Origin of the sequence: Alexandriicola marinus (assembly GCF_004000435.1) — a bacterium.
GTDB lineage: Bacteria > Pseudomonadota > Alphaproteobacteria > Rhodobacterales > Rhodobacteraceae > Alexandriicola > Alexandriicola marinus.
This window is the reverse complement of record NZ_RBVZ01000001.1, coordinates 1,024,433-1,042,642: the sequence shown is the minus strand read 5'-3', so window position 1 is coordinate 1,042,642 and position 18,210 is coordinate 1,024,433. Positions and strand designations below refer to the sequence as shown.

Annotated in this window: 15 protein-coding genes; 10 read left to right on the top strand and 5 right to left on the bottom strand. The window is 64.1% G+C overall.

What is annotated here, in order from left to right; all coding sequences use genetic code 11:
• Positions 1-69 precede the first annotated feature (69 nt).
• Genes EP376_RS05075 through EP376_RS05065 form a run of 3 tightly spaced genes read right to left on the bottom strand, consistent with a single transcriptional unit; the run spans position 70 to position 2,173 of the window.
• Positions 70-549 (bottom strand): CinA family protein, encoded by a 480-nt coding sequence (locus EP376_RS05075; protein WP_127654431.1) that lies wholly within the window; start codon positions 547-549, stop codon positions 70-72.
• Positions 546-1,040, bottom strand: a complete 495-nt coding sequence (locus EP376_RS05070; RefSeq protein WP_127654430.1) for a phosphatidylglycerophosphatase A family protein — start codon at positions 1,038-1,040, stop codon at positions 546-548. Before EP376_RS05070 ends, EP376_RS05075 begins: the two co-directional genes overlap by 4 nt.
• Positions 1,037-2,173 (bottom strand): bifunctional 2-C-methyl-D-erythritol 4-phosphate cytidylyltransferase/2-C-methyl-D-erythritol 2,4-cyclodiphosphate synthase, encoded by a 1,137-nt coding sequence (locus EP376_RS05065; RefSeq protein WP_127654429.1) that lies wholly within the window; start codon positions 2,171-2,173, stop codon positions 1,037-1,039. The genes EP376_RS05070 and EP376_RS05065 overlap by 4 nt, the downstream gene beginning before the upstream one ends.
• A gap of 197 nt (positions 2,174-2,370) precedes the next feature.
• Here EP376_RS05065 and dusB point away from each other — a divergent pair, with 197 nt between their 5' ends.
• The 9 genes from dusB (at position 2,371) to hflX (ending at position 14,380) form a co-directional block, all read left to right on the top strand.
• Positions 2,371-3,366, top strand: a complete 996-nt coding sequence (gene dusB / locus EP376_RS05060; RefSeq protein WP_276317299.1) for a tRNA dihydrouridine synthase DusB — start codon at positions 2,371-2,373, stop codon at positions 3,364-3,366.
• The gene (locus tag EP376_RS05055) at positions 3,363-4,445 is read left to right on the top strand and encodes a two-component system sensor histidine kinase NtrB (protein ID WP_127654427.1); all 1,083 of its coding nucleotides are present in this window, start codon (positions 3,363-3,365) and stop codon (positions 4,443-4,445) included. Before dusB ends, EP376_RS05055 begins: the two co-directional genes overlap by 4 nt.
• Before the next feature lie 4 nt (positions 4,446-4,449).
• Positions 4,450-5,817: a response regulator gene (locus EP376_RS05050; RefSeq protein WP_164744864.1), complete on the top strand. Its 1,368-nt coding sequence runs from the start codon at positions 4,450-4,452 to the stop codon at positions 5,815-5,817.
• Positions 5,818-5,928: 111 nt separating this feature from the next.
• Positions 5,929-8,181 (top strand): sensor histidine kinase NtrY-like, encoded by a 2,253-nt coding sequence (locus EP376_RS05045; protein WP_127654426.1) that lies wholly within the window; start codon positions 5,929-5,931, stop codon positions 8,179-8,181.
• A 7-nt stretch (positions 8,182-8,188) separates the two neighbouring features.
• Complete coding sequence (ntrX, locus tag EP376_RS05040) at positions 8,189-9,604, top strand: nitrogen assimilation response regulator NtrX (RefSeq protein WP_127654425.1); 1,416 nt, start codon at positions 8,189-8,191, stop codon at positions 9,602-9,604.
• Positions 9,605-9,684: 80 nt separating this feature from the next.
• On the top strand, positions 9,685-11,061 hold the full coding sequence (gene trkA, locus EP376_RS05035) for a Trk system potassium transporter TrkA (protein WP_127654424.1): 1,377 nt from the start codon (positions 9,685-9,687) through the stop codon (positions 11,059-11,061).
• A 10-nt stretch (positions 11,062-11,071) separates the two neighbouring features.
• Positions 11,072-12,619 carry a TrkH family potassium uptake protein gene (locus tag EP376_RS05030; RefSeq protein ID WP_238928576.1) on the top strand — a complete coding sequence of 516 codons (1,548 nt, stop codon included), beginning with the start codon at positions 11,072-11,074 and terminating at the stop codon, positions 12,617-12,619.
• Between the two features lie 128 nt (positions 12,620-12,747).
• Positions 12,748-12,981: an RNA chaperone Hfq gene (gene hfq, locus EP376_RS05025; RefSeq protein ID WP_127654423.1), complete on the top strand. Its 234-nt coding sequence runs from the start codon at positions 12,748-12,750 to the stop codon at positions 12,979-12,981.
• Positions 12,982-13,060: 79 nt separating this feature from the next.
• Positions 13,061-14,380 (top strand): GTPase HflX, encoded by a 1,320-nt coding sequence (gene hflX, locus EP376_RS05020; RefSeq protein ID WP_127654422.1) that lies wholly within the window; start codon positions 13,061-13,063, stop codon positions 14,378-14,380.
• Here hflX and EP376_RS05015 read toward each other — a convergent pair.
• Positions 14,377-15,144, bottom strand: coding sequence for a GGDEF domain-containing protein (locus EP376_RS05015; RefSeq protein WP_203338825.1), 768 nt, complete (start codon positions 15,142-15,144; stop codon positions 14,377-14,379). The genes hflX and EP376_RS05015 overlap by 4 nt on opposite strands.
• A 124-nt stretch (positions 15,145-15,268) precedes the next feature.
• Between EP376_RS05015 and EP376_RS05010 the strand changes: the two genes are divergently transcribed.
• Positions 15,269-15,697: a DUF2177 family protein gene (locus tag EP376_RS05010; RefSeq protein ID WP_127654420.1), complete on the top strand. Its 429-nt coding sequence runs from the start codon at positions 15,269-15,271 to the stop codon at positions 15,695-15,697.
• On the opposite strand, the gene EP376_RS05005 is transcribed toward EP376_RS05010, so the two are convergent.
• Positions 15,666-18,140: a penicillin acylase family protein gene (locus EP376_RS05005; protein WP_127654419.1), complete on the bottom strand. Its 2,475-nt coding sequence runs from the start codon at positions 18,138-18,140 to the stop codon at positions 15,666-15,668. The two genes, EP376_RS05010 and EP376_RS05005, sit on opposite strands and share 32 nt — an antisense overlap.
• Positions 18,141-18,210 lie beyond the last annotated feature (70 nt).

Genomic DNA, 18,210 nt, shown 5'->3' with positions numbered 1-18,210 from the left:
GGTGATCAATCCATAGCCGGTTTCAAAAATGCACAGGAATTAAGCGAGAATTTCGCCTAATGATGTGGATCAGGGCAGATCCTGTTCGAGTGCCTGCCGCATCATCGCGATCGCATGGGCGACCGTCGCCTCGCGCACCCGCCCGCGGCCGATGGCGCCGAACTCGATGGTTTCCGTCGCAACGCCGCGTGCCGTGGCGAGGCCGAAACAGACCCGCCCCTCGGGCTTGTGCTCCGACCCGCCCGGGCCCGCGATCCCCGTCACCGAGGCGGCGAGAGTCGCGCCCGATCGCGCCAATGCGCCTGCCGCCATTTCGCGGGCCACCTGTTCCGACACCGCGCCATGGGCCTCGAGCGTCGCGGAAGTGACGCCCAGCATCTCGATCTTGGCGGCGTTGGAATATGTGATGAAACCGCGATCGACCACGTCGGACGACCCGGCAATGTCGGTCAGGGCGGCGATGATCATACCGCCGCTGCAGCTTTCGGCGGTGGCGATGATCGCGCCCTTGCCGCGGGCCAGATCCAGAAGTTCCGCCGCCCCGGTCACAGCAGGCGCATCCCGGCATGCGCAAGTGCCGCCAGAAGGACCACGCCCACCGCGGCGATGGCGCCGGCCCAGACATCATCCATCATCAGACCCATCGCGTCACCGCGCCTGTCGGCCTTGCCAACGGGGCCGGGCTTGAGGATGTCGAAGATACGAAACAGCACGAAAGCCGCGATCCAGCCGGGCCAGAGCGCGAGCAGCGCAGACCCCGTCATGGCCGCACCGATGCCCACGGGCAGAAGCGCGATCCACTGACCCACGACCTCGTCGATGACAACGTGAGACGGGTCGTGATCGCCGCTGGCCTCGGCCTCGGCCCGCGCAGCCTCGAGGCCCACGAAAAAGACAGCCGTCGTGGCCACGACAAGCGCGATCCAGCCGCCAAGGGTCAGGATAACCCAGGCCACCGGCAGCGCGGCGAGCGAACCCCAGGTGCCGGGCGCGGGCCGCATCAGCCCGACATAACCGAACGTCGCGATCGCGCGCATCATGGCCGCACCAAGGTCGCGGTGGCGAGCGCCGCGATCCCTTCGCCCCGGCCGGTGAAACCGAGCCGTTCGGAGGTGGTGGCCTTGACGCTGATCTGGTCCGTTTCAAGCCCCATGATCCGCGCCATTTCATGTTTCATCTCAACGGCATGTGGCCCGATCTTCGGGTACTCGCAAACCAGCGTGCAATCGGCATGGGTGATCCGGTAGCCGCGCTCTCGCGCCAGAGCGCAGGCATGTTCGAGAAAGATGTGACTGGCCGCGCCTTTCCATTGCGGATCGGAGGGCGGGAAGTGCTGGCCGATATCGCCCTCGGCCAGTGCGCCGTAGATCGCGTCGGTGACCGCATGCATCCCGACATCCGCATCCGAATGGCCCTCGAGACCGCGATCGAACGGAACCTTCACGCCACACAGGACGACGTGGTCGCCGTCACCGAAGCGGTGCACGTCATAACCGTTGCCCGTGCGTATATCCATCGCGCCCTCCAGCACTCGTTCGGCCCGGGCGAAATCGCCGGGCATGGTGATCTTGAGAAGGTCTTCATCCCCCTCGACAATTGATACGGCAAGCCCGGCCCGGCGCGCCACCTCGACGTCATCGGCGGCACTGCCCTGATGGGCGCGATGGGCGGCAAGGATCGCGGCGAAGCGAAAGCCCTGGGGCGTCTGCGCGCGATAGAGCTCTGTCCGGTCCTGCGTTCCGGCAACCCGCCCGTCGGCGCCGCGCCAGAGTGCATCCGTCACGGCAAGCGCGGGGGCGGCCCCATCGCTCAGGTCCAGCTCATCGATGACCCGCTGCGCCAGTTCGGGCCTCAAGACCGGCCGTGCCGCGTCGTGGATCAGCACCTTGTCGGGCGGCGTGGTCGCAAGCGCCTCCAGCCCGGCCCGGACCGAGGCGTCCCGCGTGGCACCCCCGTCGACAATCGTTACCCCCGACAGGTCCAGTGCCTGCGCCAGCACACGATCATCAGGGTGAATCACCAGCGCGATCGCACCGATCCCCGGAACCGCGCGCATCGCATCAAGCGTATGCGAAAGGACGGGACGGCCCGCGAGGCTCTGCCATTGTTTTGGCAGATCGCCCCCGGCGCGGTGTCCCCGTCCGGCGGCCACGATAACGGCGGCTGTTGTCATGTTTCGGACCCATGTCTTGCGCCCTCTGTCCTATGCTGTGCCCGGGGCGGGTGCAATTCCTTCCCGCCTCGGGTTCGTCATGCCTGAAATTTAGGCGGGCGATGAATTTGACGACGAAAATAGACCCTGAACGTTGTGAGAGGGTCATTCAGGCGCTAACTGTCTGGCATGTGCGCAATAAGAAGGCAGGTCAGATCGTGAACAACATCCAACCGATCAGGCTGGACAGCGTCGAGCTGTCTCCTCCGGTTGCACTCGCGCCGATGGCGGGAATTACCGATCTGCCGTTTCGCCAGCTTGTCCGCAAATTCGGGGCGGGCTGGGTCGTCTCCGAGATGATCGCCAGCCAGGAAATGGTGCAGGCCAAGCCCGGTTTTCGCGAAAAGGCGGAGCTGGGCTTTGGTCAGGCCGGGACCGCCGTTCAGATCGCGGGCCGCGACGCCTACTGGATGGCCGAGGCCGCCCGCATGGTCGAGGCCAACGGCGCGGCGCTTATCGATATCAACATGGGATGCCCCGCCAAGAAGGTGACGAACGGGTATTCCGGATCGGCTCTTCTGCGCGAACCCGACCACGCGCTGCGCCTGATCGAGGCCGTGGTGGCCGCGGTCGATGTGCCCGTCACGCTCAAGACCCGGTTGGGCTGGGACCACGATTGCCTGAACGCGGCCACGGTCGCGGCACGCGCCGAGGAGGCGGGCATCCGCATGGTCACGATCCACGGCCGGACGCGGCAGCAATTCTACAAGGGCCGGGCAGACTGGGCCGCGATCCGCGCGATTCGCGACGCGGTGACGATCCCGGTGATCGCCAACGGCGACATCGTCGATACCGCCAGCGCATCCGAGGCACTGCGCCTGTCGGGCGCGGCGGGAGTGATGATCGGTCGTGGCGCTCAGGGCCGCCCCTGGCAGCCCGCGCTGATCGGCGCGCGCCTTTTCGGTGGCAAGATGCCCGACATCCCGACAGGCGCCGATTTCGTTGCGATGGTCGCGGGCCACTACGAGGCGATCCTTGCCTTCTATGGCACCGATCTTGGCCTGCGCGTCGCGCGCAAGCACCTGGGCTGGTACATGGACGAGGCCGGCGCGCCCGCCGCGCTCAGGCGCGTGATCCTGACGGCCGGCACGCCCGCGCAGGTCTTCGAATTGCTGCCAGATGCACTGGCTCATGGGGAAAGAGTAGCTGCATGATCGTCGAATCCCATCTTTGGAATTCACTGCCCGTTCCCGCCCTGCTGCTGGGCCCGGAGGATCTGATCCTCGAGACGAACCCCGCCGCGGAAAGCTTTCTCAACCTGTCGTCCAAGGCGTTGATCGGGTCGAACCTGTGGGAAAAGGTTATGATCGACGCCGATCTTGAAAGCGCCTTTGCCCGCGCCCGCGAGAAATCGGCCCCGCTGTTCGTGAACGACGTGGACGTCGGGTCGGGCGAACGTGCGCCGATGCAATGCAACGTCCAGTTCGCGCCGCTTCAGGGGCAGGACCAGATCATGCTGATGATCATCTCGCCTCGCGAGATCGCGTCGCGCATCCATCAATACGCCTCCTCGGCGCGCGCCGCGAGGTCGGTCATCGGGATGGCCGAGATGCTGGCCCACGAGATCAAGAACCCGCTGGCGGGCATCACCGGGGCCGCGCAGCTGCTGTCGATGAACCTCGATAATGGGGACCGGGAACTGACCGACCTTATCGTCGAGGAAAGCCGCCGGATCGTGAAGCTCCTCGAACAGGTGGAGGAGTTCGGCAATCTTCAGCCGCCACAACTCGACGCGATCAACATCCACGACATCCTCGACCGCGCGCGTCAGTCCGCGGCGCTGGGGTTCGGCGCGCATATGAAGATGGTCGAGGATTACGATCCGTCGTTGCCGCGCACCCATGCCGATGCCGACCAACTACTGCAGGTGCTTCTGAACCTGATCAAGAACGCGTCGGAGGCCGGCGAGGAAGGCGGCACGATCCGGCTGCATACTTTCTACGATGCCTCTCTTCGGGTGCGCCGGGACGACGGATCGCAGGCGCGTCTGCCGCTTCAGATCGAGGTGATCGACGATGGCCCGGGCCTGCCGCCTGAAATCGCGGGCGATATATTCGAGCCCTTTGTCTCGAGTCGTGAGAACGGCACAGGCCTCGGCCTGGCCCTTGTTTCCAAGCTTATAGGTCAGATGGGTGGCTGGATTTCAGTCGAAAGTGTCCCCGGCCGTACTGTTTTCAGAATATCACTTCCGGTCGCGCCAGACGTGCAGCCGGACAATAGCACGACGGAGTAATATCATGGACGGAACCGTTCTTGTGGCGGACGACGACAGGACCATTCGCACGGTCCTGACACAGGCGCTGACGCGGGCGGGCTGCAAGGTTCACGCCACATCGTCGCTGGTTACACTCATGCGCTGGGTTGACGAAGGAAAGGGCGACCTCGTGATTTCCGACGTGGTCATGCCCGATGGCAACGGGCTGGACCAGCTGCCCAAGATATCGGAGGCGCGGCCGGGCCTGCCCGTCATCGTGATCTCGGCGCAGAACACGATCATGACCGCGATCCAGGCCGCCGAAGCCGAGGCCTATGATTACCTGCCCAAACCCTTCGACCTGCCTGACCTGATGAAGCGCGCGGCGCGTGCGCTCGAGGTCAAGAGGCGGGCTCCCCAGCCGCGTGCCACCGCCACCGAAGAGGGCGGGAACGACCTGCCTCTCGTGGGTCGGACGCCGGCGATGCAGGCGCTTTATCGCCTTGTGGCGCGGGTGATGAACACGCCGCTTCCCGTTCTGGTGACGGGCGAAAGCGGGACGGGAAAATCCCTGATCGCCCGCGCGATCCACGATTTTTCGGACCGGCGAAACCTGCCGTTCCTGACCGTCTCGGCCGGCGATCTGGCCGGCGTGGAGGGGCCGTCGACGGTGGTGGCACGCGCAAAGGGCGGCTCGATCCTGATCGACGAGGTGGGCGATCTGGATGCCGACAGCCAGGCCCGCGTCGTGCGCATGCTCGACGGGTTCGGCGACAGCTCCCCCCGGATCATCGCCACCAGTCAGGGCGACCTGATGGGCGCGATGGAGAATGGGACGTTCCGCGACGATCTGTTCTACCGGCTGTCGGGGGTCACGGTGAAGGTGCCCGCCCTGCGTGAGCGGGTCGATGATATCGAACTGCTGGCCGATCACTTCCTTGCGCGCGCCGAACGTGAAGGCGCCACGCTCAAGCGGTTGTCGCCGCCGGCGCTTGAACTGGCGCGGGCCTATAGCTGGCCCGGCAATGTCCGGCAGCTGGAAAACGTGATGCGCCGGCTTGTGGTCACCTCGCCCGAAGACGAGATCAGCCGCACCGAGATCGAACAGGTTCTGGCCAGCCAACCCGCGATGGAGCCGCTGCGCGGCGGAGGCGAGGGCGAAAAGCTGTCTGCGTCGGTCGGAAAGCATCTGCGCCGCTATTTCGACCTGCATGGCGGCGTTCTGCCGCCGCCGGGATTGTATCAACGGATCCTGCGCGAGGTAGAGGCGCCGCTGATCGAGATCAGCCTCGATGCCACAGGCGGCAACCAGGCAAAATGCGCGGATCTTCTGGGCATCAACCGCAATACGCTCAGAAAGAAGATCACTGATCTGGATATTCGCGTGACACGGCGCCGCAAATTGATGTAAAACCGCAACAGAACCGTGGCCCATTCGTCGCATTACGCGACGATAGAGGACCGCGGACAGGCGGACAGGGCAGGCGGTTCACGATCTGCCCGAGCAACAAGGCGGTAACTCGTGCAGCGGTCTTTGGCCGGCAGACGCATATCCACATTCACCCGTTGGCGCCGTCAGCGGCAGTTTCGCAATGCGGCCACGCTTCTGGTGGTGATCGCCGGGCCGGTTCTGGCGCTTCTGACCTATATCGCCTTCGGCCCCCTCGATCTTGGCGGATCGGCCCCCTCGCTGCGGATCGTGCTGCTGGCCGACCTGGTCTATATTCTTGTGGTTGCGGCGCTTTTGGCGCAGCGCGTCGCGCGGATGATCACCGCCCGGCGGGAGAAATCGGCCGGATCCGGCCTGCATCTGCGCCTGACGGGAACATTCGCGCTCCTGGCGCTGATCCCCACGGTGATCGTCGCGGTCTTTTCTGTTCTGACCATCAATATCGGGCTGGAGGGCTGGTTTTCCGATCGGGTCCGCACGGTTCTGGGCACCTCTCTCGACGCCGCGCAGGCCTATGAGGAAGAGCACCGGCAGGACATTTCGCGCGATGGTCTGGCGCTGGCCGAGAGGCTGAACCGCGAGCGCGCGCAGACGTTCTTCATGTCGGATGGCGAGATTCGTCAGGCTCTGGGGCGCTGGCAGGACCAGATCGAACCCGGCCTGATCGAGGTTTTCGTGATCGATTCCGGCGGGGCCATCCGGGCCCGCGGCGTCCGGTCGTATGAGTTCGGCTATGAAGAGCCGCCCGCAGACGCTTTTGTTCGCGCGGAAGACGACGGCATCGCCGTCCTCGAGGATTATCCCAACAACGAATTCCGAGCGCTGATCCCGCTCGATGCGTTCCTTGATCGCTACCTCTACGTGACGCGCGAAGTGGACGGAGAGATCCTGTCGCTCCTAGATGAAACACAGGCGACGGTCGCGCTCTACGAGCAGCTCGAAGAGGAACGCGGGCGGCTGCTGTTCGAATTCGGCCTCCTCTACCTCGGCTTTGCAGTGATCCTGATCCTTGCCGCGATCTGGCTGGGCCTGTGGTTCGCCGAAGGCATCGCCCGGCCCGTGGGCCGTCTGGTCAGCGCATCGCAGCGTGTCGGATCGGGTGATCTGGACGTGCAGGTCATCGAGGATGAGGGTGATGATGAGATTGGCCTTTTGGGTCAGTATTTCAACCAGATGACGACCAGACTTAAAGCACAACGTGAAGAGTTGCTGGACAATACCAACCAGATCGAGCGTCGGCGCAGGCTGTTCGATTCCGTGTTGTCCTCTGTCACGTCGGGGGTCGTCGGTCTGGATGCAGACGGCCGGATCGCCTTTGCCAACCGCTCGGCCCAGCGGCTTCTGGATCTGGGCAACAACCGCGCAGATACCGCCTTGCCCGTCGCGATCCCCGAATTCGGCCCCTTGTTCACGCGTCTCGTCGATCAGAACCTGATCGTCGTGCAGGAACAGGTCAGCCTGATCCGGGGCGGGCAGCAGGAGACCCTTCTTGTGCGCATGTCGCGGCGTCTTCGGGGGGACGATACGCTCGAAGGGTTCGTTGTGGCCTTTGACGATGTCACGGATCTTGTCTCGGCTCAGCGCATGGCGGCCTGGGGCGATGTGGCCCGCCGCATCGCGCATGAGATCAAGAACCCGCTGACACCGATCAAGCTCTCGGCCGAGCGCATTCGCCGCAAGTACGGCTCAGAAGTCAGCGAACCCGAAAAGCTTGCGAACATGACCGATGTGATCGTGCGGCAGACCGACGATCTGCGCCGGATCGTCGATGAGTTTTCGAAATTCGCCCGCATGCCCGAGCCTGATCTGCGGGAGGACGATCTGGCAGGATTGATGCGCGGCGCCGTCACCCTGCAGGAGGCGGGCCAGCCCGATGTGACGATCCGCGCCGAATTGCCCGATATGCCCGTGATCGCGGATGTCGACAGCACGATGATCAGCCAGGCCTTCACGAACCTGATCAAGAACGCGGGCGAAGCGATTGAAACACTGAAGGAAACCGGTGCGCCGGACGGGTTCGAACCAGAGGTTCGGGTCGAGATGTCCGTGGCAGAAACCGCCGTGAGGATTGTCATTTCGGACAACGGCATCGGCCTTCCAGAGGATCGGGTTCGCCTGTTCGAGCCCTATGTCACCACCCGCGACAAGGGCACCGGCCTCGGCCTGCCCATCGTCAAGAAGATCATCGAGGAGCATGGCGGGACGCTGACGCTCGTCGATGCCGAGCCATTCACCCCCGGCGCCCATTGCGGGGCCGCCGCGATCATTACCCTGCCGATCCTGCCACAGGCGGCCGGAACGGCCCAAACAAGAATAACCGCGTGAGGAGAGTATGAGCGACATCCTGATTACCGACGACGAGCGTGATATCCGCGAATTGATCTCGGATATCCTCAAGGACGAAGGCTTCGACACCCGTCTGGCCGCGAATTCGCAGGAATGCATGGATGCCATCGAGGAGGCGCCGCCGGCGCTTATGATCCTCGACATCTGGCTCAAGGACAGCCGGATGGACGGGATCGACATCCTCAAGGTCGTCAAACGCGACTATCCCGATATTCCGATCGTCATCATTTCCGGCCATGGCAACATCGAAATCGCGGTCGCCGCGATCAAGCAGGGCGCTTACGATTTCATCGAAAAACCGTTCAATATCGATCAGTTACTTGTCGTCATTCGGCGCGCGATGGAGATTTCGCGGCTGCGCCGGGAAAACACCGAACTGAAACGCGGCGATGCCCCCCCCTCCGAGATGCTGGGCGACAGCGCGATCTTTCGCGCCCTGCGCAACCAGCTCGACAAGGTCACGAAATCCAACGGCCGTGTGATGCTGTCGGGGCCGCCCGGCTGCGGCAAGGAGATCGCCGCGCGCTATATCCACGCCAATTCGAACCGCGCCTCGGCGCCGTTCGTGTCGGTCTCGTCGGCGACGATCGAACCCGACCGGATGGAAGAGGTTCTTTTTGGTCGCGAAAGCCCCGAAAAAGGGTTGGAGAAAGGGCTTCTAGAGCAGGCCAACGGCGGCGTGATCTATTTCGACGAGGTCACCGACATGCCGCTGGGCACGCAATCCAAGATCCTGCGCGTGCTGGTCGATCAAAGCTTTCAGCGCGTCGGCGGAAGCGACAAGATCAAGGTCGATCTGAGGGTCATCTCCTCGACGAACCGCGATCTGGATCAGGCAATCCAGGAAGGGCGGTTCCGGCAGGAGCTGTTCTACCGGCTTAACGTGGTGCCGATCGCTGTGCCGAGCCTCGAGGAGCGCCGCGAAGACATCCCGCTTCTGGCCGAGCATTTCATCGCCGAACTGAACAAGACCCAAGGCTTGCCCCTGCGGCCGCTGGCCGACGATGCCCGCGCGCTTCTTCAGACGATGGTCTGGCCCGGCAATGTGCGCCAGCTGAAGAACGTGATCGAACGGGTTCTGATCCTCGGCGACGGATCCGGCCCGATCAGCGCGAAGGAACTTCCCAGCCTCGAAGAGACGGGCGCAGAGGAGGGCCGGGTGGTTCTGTCGGGCGGGCTCGCGACCTTGCCGCTGCGCGAGGCGCGGGAATTGTTCGAACGCGAATACCTGCTGACCCAGATCAATCGCTTTGGCGGCAACATCAGCCGCACGGCGAGTTTCGTCGGCATGGAGCGCTCGGCGCTGCACCGCAAGCTCAAGTCGCTGGGGGTCGTGACTTCGTCCAAGGGCGGGGGGCGTGTCGCCCATGTTCAGGACGACGCCGTGTCGGCCGAAAGCTGACACGTGCCGCCGGCCAGATTGACCACGGGCTGCGCATCTGGCAGGACGGGCGGGCTTGTGACTGACAGGAGTGCCTTCCGATGAAGGTCATCATCTGCGGCGCAGGTCAGGTCGGTTGGCAGATTGCCCGCCACCTGTCCGGCGAGCGCAACGACGTGACGGTCGTGGACAACAATCCCGACCTCGTGCGCCGCGCCACCGATACGCTGGACGTGCAGGGTATCACAGGCTTTGCGAGCTATCCCGATGTGCTCGATCGCGCCGGCGCGCGCGATGCCGAGATGATCATCGCGGCGACCCATTCCGACGAGGTCAACATGGTCACCTGTCAGGTGGCCCATTCGGTCTTCGCGATCCGCCGCAAGATCGCGCGGCTTCGGGCGCAAAGCTATCTCGATGCCATCTATTCCGATCTCTATCGCCGCGATCACATGCCGATCGACGTGGTCATCTCTCCGGAAAAGGAGGTGGCCGAGGCTGCGTTGCAGCGGCTCTCCGCCCCAACCACATTCGATATCGAAAGCTTCTTCGGCGGCAAGGCCCAGCTGATGGGCATCCGGATCGACGAAGCCTGTCCGATTGTCGACACTCCGCTACGCCAGCTCACCGACCTGTTTTCCACCCTGCGCGCCATCGTGGTGGGCATCCGGCGGGACGGATCGCTTTTCGCGCCGATGGCCGGGGATCAGATCTTCATGGGCGACGATGTCTATGTGTTCACCGACACACGCGACATGGGCCGCACGCTCGAGATTTTCGGCAAGGCGCAGAAAAAGCAGGACAGGATCGTCATCATCGGCGGCGGCAACGTGGGCCTTGGCGTGGCAACAGCGCTGGAGGCGCGCACGGTGCGCCCGCGCGTCAAGGTGATCGAGCGGAGCCGTCAGCGGGCCGAACGCGCCGCCGATGCGCTCGACCGGACGATCGTTCTGCATGGTGACGGGCTCGACGCAGGGATCCTCGACGAGGCGGGGGCCGGCCGTGCCGATGCCGCCTTGGTCGTGACCGATGACGACAAGACCAACATGCTCGCGGCCGTGCGCGCCAAGGAGATGGGGGCCCGGACGGCGATCTGTCTGTTGAACGACCCGACGCTGATCCCGCTGATGAAACCCCTCGGGATCGACGCCTATATCAACCCGCGCGCAACGACCGTGTCGTCGATCCTTCGCCATATCCGGCACGGGCGCGTTCGGGGTGTCTATTCGATCGGCGATGCCGAGGCCGAGGTGATCGAAGCGCAGGTTCTGGGAACCTCGCCCATGGCGGGGCAGAAAATCTCGGATATCGGGTTCCCGGAAGGCGTTCTGATCGGTGGCGTCGTCAAGGATGGCGACGTGGTGCGCCCGACCGGCTCCACCCGGATCGAAGAGGGCGACGTGGTGGCGATCTTTGCGATGTCGAGCGATGTGCCTGAGGTGGAACGCCTGCTTCAGGTCTCCATCGACTTCTTCTGAGCGGCACGCCATGGCCACCACGCGGAAAACGGCGAACGCCTCCACCCGGATCGCGGACATGCCCTTTATCGTGCTGGTCATGGGGGTGGGATCGGCGGCCATGGCGGCCCCCGCAGCCTATGCGCTGACTACCGGCGATTTCGTCGTGGCGCGGGCGTTTCTCTTCGCGATGATGATGTCGCTTGTCCTGACGCTTCTGATCGCGATCGCCACGCAGGGCCAGCGCCGGTCTGACCTTGGCAAGAGCCAACTGACAGGACTGCTGGCCAGTTTCGCGATCCTGCCGGTTCTCTTCGCCATTCCCTTTCACGAAGCGGTGCCGGACCTGAGTTTCCTGCACGCATGGTTCGAAATGATCTCGAGCTTCACGACGACCGGGGCCACGCTCTTCGACGATCCCGGCGATATCGCACCGGGGCTCCACCTGTGGCGCGCCACCGTTGGCTGGCTGGGCGGTTTGCTGATCTGGGTCGCGGCACTTGCGGTTTTTGCGCCGATGAACATCGGTGGCTTCGAAGTGCGGGCGGCGGCCCGCGGAGAGGACCCGTCTCTGGGCCAGTTGACCGGGCAGCAACTTCATGCCCCATCCGAACGGCTGGTGCGCTTTGGCGCCAAGCTGATGCCGATCTATGTGGGGCTTACGCTTGCGCTCTGGGTCGCGCTGCTCGTCGCCGGCGAGACGCCGCTGACCGCGATCTGCCATGCGATGTCGGTTCTGGCCACATCGGGCATATCGCCCACCGGCGGGACGCAATTCGCGGGCTCGGGCTTTGCGGGCGAGGTGGTGATCTTCGCCTTCCTGATTTTCGGGGTCTCGCGCCTGACGTTCTCGCGTGGGGTTCTGTCAGATGACGACCGGTCGCTGTTTCGCGATCCGGAAATCCAGATTGCCATTGTTCTGGTCGTCATGATCCCGCTCTTGCTGTTCGTGCGGCATTATGTTGGCGCGGTCGAGGATCGGGAGGCGGGCAATGCGGCGTCGGCGTTTGCCGCCCTCTGGGGCAGCATCTTCACCGTTCTGTCGTTCCTGACGACGACGGGATTCGAATCCGCGCAATGGGTGCGGGCGGGCGATTGGTCAGGGCTGGAGACGCCGGGGCTGATTCTCGTTGGCCTGTCACTTCTGGGGGGCGGCGTGGCCACGACGGCGGGTGGGGTGAAACTATTGCGTGTCTATGCGCTGATGCGCCACGGTGAGCGCGAGATCGGCCGCCTGGTTCACCCCAATTCCGTCGGTGGCTCGGGCCAGACCGCGCGCCGGATCCGGCGTCAGGGCGCAAGGATCGCATGGATCTTTTTCATGCTGTTCGCGCTTAGCGTGGCCGCGATCATGCTGCTTCTGGCCTTGACGGGTGTGCAATTCGAAACGGCGATGATCCTTGCGGTGGCAGCGCTGTCCACGACCGGGCCATTGGCCACGGTTGCCGCTGAAAACCCGATCTCGAGCGCGGGGATACCGGATGCTGCCAAGACGATCTACGCCCTCGCGATGGTTCTGGGACGGCTCGAGACACTGGCCCTCGTGGCGCTTCTGAACAGGGAATTCTGGCGCGGTTGAAGGCACAGTCTTGAAACTCCGGCGCAATGCCTTGAATTTGGGCTGGAATGTCAGTTGCTGGCACGACATAATCGGCCCAAACGAGGGAGAGGCCCCGCAGAGGCCGTCAAGAGCAAGGAAAACAGGTCATGGCCGCCGACAAGCAGAATCTGCAGGACGCATTCCTGAATCACGTCCGAAAGACAAAGGTTCCCGTCACGATCTTCCTGATCAACGGGGTCAAGCTGCAAGGCGTTATCACGTGGTTCGATAGTTTCTGTGTACTTCTGCGCCGGGATGGCCAGTCGCAGCTTGTCTACAAGAGCGCGATTTCCACGATCATGCCGTCGCAGCCGATCAACCTTTACGACGGCGAGGACTGATCCCGCCAGTCGCGATCCGCACCAGCCGCCGGGCGGGGCAGGTCGGCAAGATGCGCGCCCGGCCCAAGGTGAGATGATCATGAAACAGGGCGCCCGTGGTGGCGGCGTGGACCGCAAGGTTCCGGATACTCCGGCTTTCGTGCTGCATCCGCATGTCCGCTCGGACAGGGACGCACGCGATCCTGATCCGGCGCTCGAGGAGGCCGTGGCGCTGGCCGCCGCCCTGCCGGGGCTGGTGGTCGAGGGTGCGCAGGTCGTGCGCCTGCCTCGCATCCATCCGGGCAAGCTGTTCGGCAAGGGCAAGATCGAGGAACTGGGCCAGCTGTTCAAGGCGCAGGACATCGAACTCGTGCTGATCGACGGCCACGTCTCGCCTGTTCAGCAGCGCAATCTGGAAAAGGAATGGGGGGTCAAAATCCTCGATCGGACGGGTCTGATCCTGGAGATCTTTTCCGACCGTGCCCGCACCCGCGAGGGTGTTCTGCAGGTCGAGATGGCGGCTCTCAGCTATCAGCGGACGCGCCTTGTGCGGGCGTGGACCCACCTTGAACGGCAGCGGGGCGGATTGGGATTCGTCGGCGGCCCCGGCGAGACGCAGATCGAGGCAGACCGCCGCGCCATCGACGAACAGCTCAACCGCCTGCGTCGCCAACTGGACAAGGTGGTGCGCACGCGCGATCTGCACCGCAAGGCCCGCGCCAAGGTGCCGTTCCCCATCGTCGCGCTGGTCGGCTATACCAACGCCGGAAAATCCACGCTGTTCAACCGCATGACCGGGGCCGAAGTGATGGCCAAGGACATGCTGTTCGCGACGCTTGATCCCACCATGCGCAAGGTCGAACTGGCCACCGGCGACGAGGTCATCCTGTCGGATACGGTGGGGTTCATTTCGGATCTTCCGACCGAGCTTGTCGCGGCCTTCCGCGCCACGCTTGAAGAGGTGACGGATGCTGATCTGGTCCTGCATGTGCGCGACATCAGCCATGCGCAGAGTGCTGAACAGGCCGCCGATGTGGAGGCAATCCTGACGAGTCTAGGCGTCGCCAACGAAACCCCGATGATCGAGGTCTGGAACAAGGCCGACCAGCTTCCGCCTGAAGAGCGAGACGCGATGGAGGTTCAGGCAAGCCGGAGTGAGGATGTCTGCCTGATCTCGGCGTTGACGGGTGACGGCGTGCAGCAGCTGGTGTCCGAGATTGCACGACGTCTCAAACCCCAGACGGTGACCGAGACACTGACCCTGCCGCATGATGCGGGCCGGGCGCGGGCCTGGCTTTACGAACAGGGCGTGATCGAGGCGGAAACCCCGGTCGAGACCGGCGTGGAACTCCGCGTGAACTGGAATGAGCGGCAAAAGGCGCGCTTTGCCCGGCTGACCGGGAAGGCGGACGGAAGCTAGGCCGCGGCAGAGGGCCGTAGCGGCCCGCCATCCCAAATCTCGACCCGGGCGCGTCCGTTCGCCTTGGCGCGATAGAGCGCCGTATCCGCCTGAACGAGAACGTCGGGCAGCGGATCGCCATAGTGAACAAGCGCCGCCCCGATCGACAGGGTCAGGCTGATCCGGCCCGGCGGCTGTTCGGGTTCGATCCGGATCGGACGACACAGGCGCGTTCCGACCTCATAGGCCACCTCCATCGAGACGCCGGGCAGAAAGACGACGAATTCTTCGCCCCCGTATCGCCCGACCACATCGAAGGGGCGAAGTTCCGTCGTCAGGCGTTCCGCCACGCGCTGCAGGCACAGGTCGCCCACCGCATGGCCCCAATTGTCGTTCACACTTTTGAACCGGTCCGCATCGATCAACATCAGCACGCCCTGTTCGGCAGCATCGATCCGGCTCAGAACCCGGGTCGTCCAGTCAAGAAAGGCCCGCCGGTTGGGAAGCTGTGTCAAGGGATCTGTCAGGGCCATCATCGCAAGCCTTTCCTGAAGCCGGTCCAGATAGGTCACGACCAGAAAGATGATGCCCGAAAAGGGCAGCGAGGCCACCATCGTCACCAGCACCAGATCGACGAAATCGATCAGAAATTCCCCGTGCAGGTAGAATTCCGCGCCAAAGGCGAAAAGGCACATGAACAAACCCGCAAACAGCGGTTTGACCACGAAATCGACCGGCTTGCGCAGCGACATGAAGGCGATCAGGATCGCGATGATCTTGGGCATTTCCTGCATGCCCGCAATCTCGCCCTCCCAGTCTTACCAATTTCGGAATGGCGCCCTAGGTGGTCAGGGGGAAATGCTCGCAACTTTAGGCGAGATCAAAATGAATCCGGAACGGAGCCCGCATATGTCGATTGCCATCCTCTACCTCGTCACCGTCGTGATATTTCTGGCCGCCGACGTCATTGGCCTGCGATACATCGTGAAACCGGTTTTCGACCGGGATATCGGGCACTTGCTGCTCGAGACGCCGCGCTACGGGCCGGCCCTTGTCTTCTACCTGTTCTTTGTCGGCGCGCTGTTGTGGTTCGTCTCTCTGCCTGCGCTGCGTGACGGGACGTCGCTGGGCGCCGTCTGGTTCTCGGCGGCGGTGCTGGGTGCGGTGGGGTATGGGACCTACGAATTCTCGAACCTTGCCACGCTCAAGGGCTGGACATGGCAGATGCTCTGGACGGACCTGATCTGGGGCACGCTCCTGTCCGCGACCTCGGCAACGCTGGGGCTTGCGATCACCCGCGCCTTTGTCAGTTCCCCAGCGCCGGGCGGAGGATCGTGACACCAACCGCCCCGGCCCGCGCCAGCGCCGGATCGAGAGACATCGGGATATATTCCCCACGCCGCCACAGCTCCCCCAGATCGTCGTAATGGCGCGAGAACAGATGACCTGACTGCCCGGTCGAGATCACGAAGACAGAGCTGTCGGGATCGGCGAAGTCATAAACACCGCGGTAGCCTGCGGAATGGACGTTCAGGAACGGGTCGGGATCTGTGCCCGAGGTCAGGCCGCGACGCAGGGTGTTGTCGCCGCCGGAGGTCGACTGACGGATGTTCACGAACCAGTTCAGGATCGGCGTTTCGCCCAGAACGGGGTGGTCGTGCGCGGCCTCGTGCGCATCGCCCCAGCGCAGCGATTCCAGCGCCGTGCCATAGTTCTGCTCGATCCACACAATCGCATCATCCAGCGCGAGGCGCGCCATATCCGTGCAGGTTTCGGTCGGGGCCGACTGGATGACGTCGCACCAGACCCCCGCGCCGTCGATGTCGCGGAACACGCGTTCGATGAACACAGGCTCCACATGGGTGAATTCCGACGCGAGCGGGCCCAGCTCATCGCGGATCAACCTGTCCTGAAGGGCACGTACCCACGCCGAATAGATCAGGGGTTCGGGCATGTGCTCGTTCATCTCGCCGTTCCATTCGGACAGCAGGGCAAGGGCCTTCTGGCGCTGGCGGGCGGGCGTTCCCTCGGGCGCGGAATCGCCGGTGAACCACAGGTCTGCCCCCACGAGCGGCAGGATCGATCGGGCGGTGTAGCTTACGGTATCGAGCTGTGCCTCGATAAAGCTTTCGCGGGTATGCACCTCGCGGTTCTGCATCAGGAACCGCCAGCGCTGCACCCGCTGCGTATCGCCCCAGTCGAACGACATATGAAGCGGGAACGGACGGTCGATCACCTTGTTGTTGGTATTGCCCAGGATCCCGCCGCCCGGATCGACGAATTGCGGGTTCGCGGCATAGGGCAGGGTGCCCAGCCAGCGGTTCGCCTCGACATAGCCCAGCGACGGATAGCGCCCCTGGCTTGCGTGACCGGCATCCCGGCGCGGCATCGCGCCGATCACCTTCATGGCGATCCGGTTGCGATCGGCCAGAAGCAGGTTCTGCGAGGGCGCGACAAAGCGCTCCCCGGCGGCCAGCCCCTCGTCGATATTGCGCGCGCGCATCAGGGCGATGGCGGCACTCATCGAGGTGTCATCGGGCGACAGCGCCGTCCAGCTGATCGCGGTGACATGGCCCGGCGGACGGATCGTGCCCAGATCATACATGTCCGGCGGAAGGACGGGGCCGTTCACCGTCCATTGCAGGCGCAGGGTGACGCCTGGGCGATCCTTGATGTTGATGATGCTGTCGCGGGTGACAAAGGGCGCCCAGCCATCGGGCGTGCGGTATTCGTCGGTGTTGGCGGGGTTCACCTCTTCGACGAAGACGTCCTGATCGTCGAGATAGCTCGAGGTGATCGCCCAGCCGAGATTGGCCGACCGGCCCGAGAGGATCACCGGCATCCCCGGGATCGTACCGCCGATCACGCCGCCCGACGACAATTCCAGCCGCGCCAGATACCATATCGCGGGCGCCGTCAGGCCCAGATGCGGGTCGTTGGCGAGGATGGTCGAGCCCGTGGCCGAGCGATTGGGGGCGGCGGCCCATGAATTCGACGCGCCCGACAGGGGCCGGGGGCTGACAGGGGACAGCGGGCCCAGCTCAGACCGGCGACCTTCCGCAAAGCGAAGCTCCTCGACCCCTGGCATGAGCATGGCATAGGCGGGCAGGGCCGCAAGCCCGCTGCCCGGCGCATCGGGCAGGATATCTCGGACCCGCTCGTCCGGCAGGGCCAGCGAGACGCGGGCGCGCAGCACTTCAGCCTCGATCTGGCCCGACAATTGCAGGGCCATCAGCTTGAGAATCGCAAGACTATCGGCGGGCACCCAGGGTGCCACCGGATGGTTGAAAAGCCACATCTCGGGCGCGCCACGGCCCAAGGCGCCGGCGTTGACCTCGGTCAGCCAGGCATTGACCCCCGCCGAATAGGCCTCGAGCGCGGCAAGGGTGCGGGCGTCCTGATCCGCCACCGACTGACCGGCCAGCGTGTAGAGATCGAGCCTGCGCATGAGCGCGTCGGTCGACAACGTTCTCTCTCCGAACAATTCGGACAGCCGGCCCTGCGCCGTGCGGCGCAGCATCGTCATCTGCCAGAACCTGTCCTGCGCATGGGCATAGCCCAGCCCGTAATAGATGTCGGGATCCGTGGCGCCGAAGATATGCGGCACGTTCGAGGTGTCCCGCACAATCTCGATCGGGGCGATCAGGCCCGAGACCGAGCGTTCCGCAGAATAGTCGGGCAACGACCGCGAACCGAAGTAATAGGCAAGGAACAGGGCCGCCAGAACAAGGACGACAAGCCCCGTTGTCAGTCGCAGCAAGAGCCGGAAAACGCGCGCCATGACCTGCCTGTCTCCAAAGCGGAGCGCCTGTCGCCGCTTGACGACGATGGCTCATCCGTTACCAATCCTC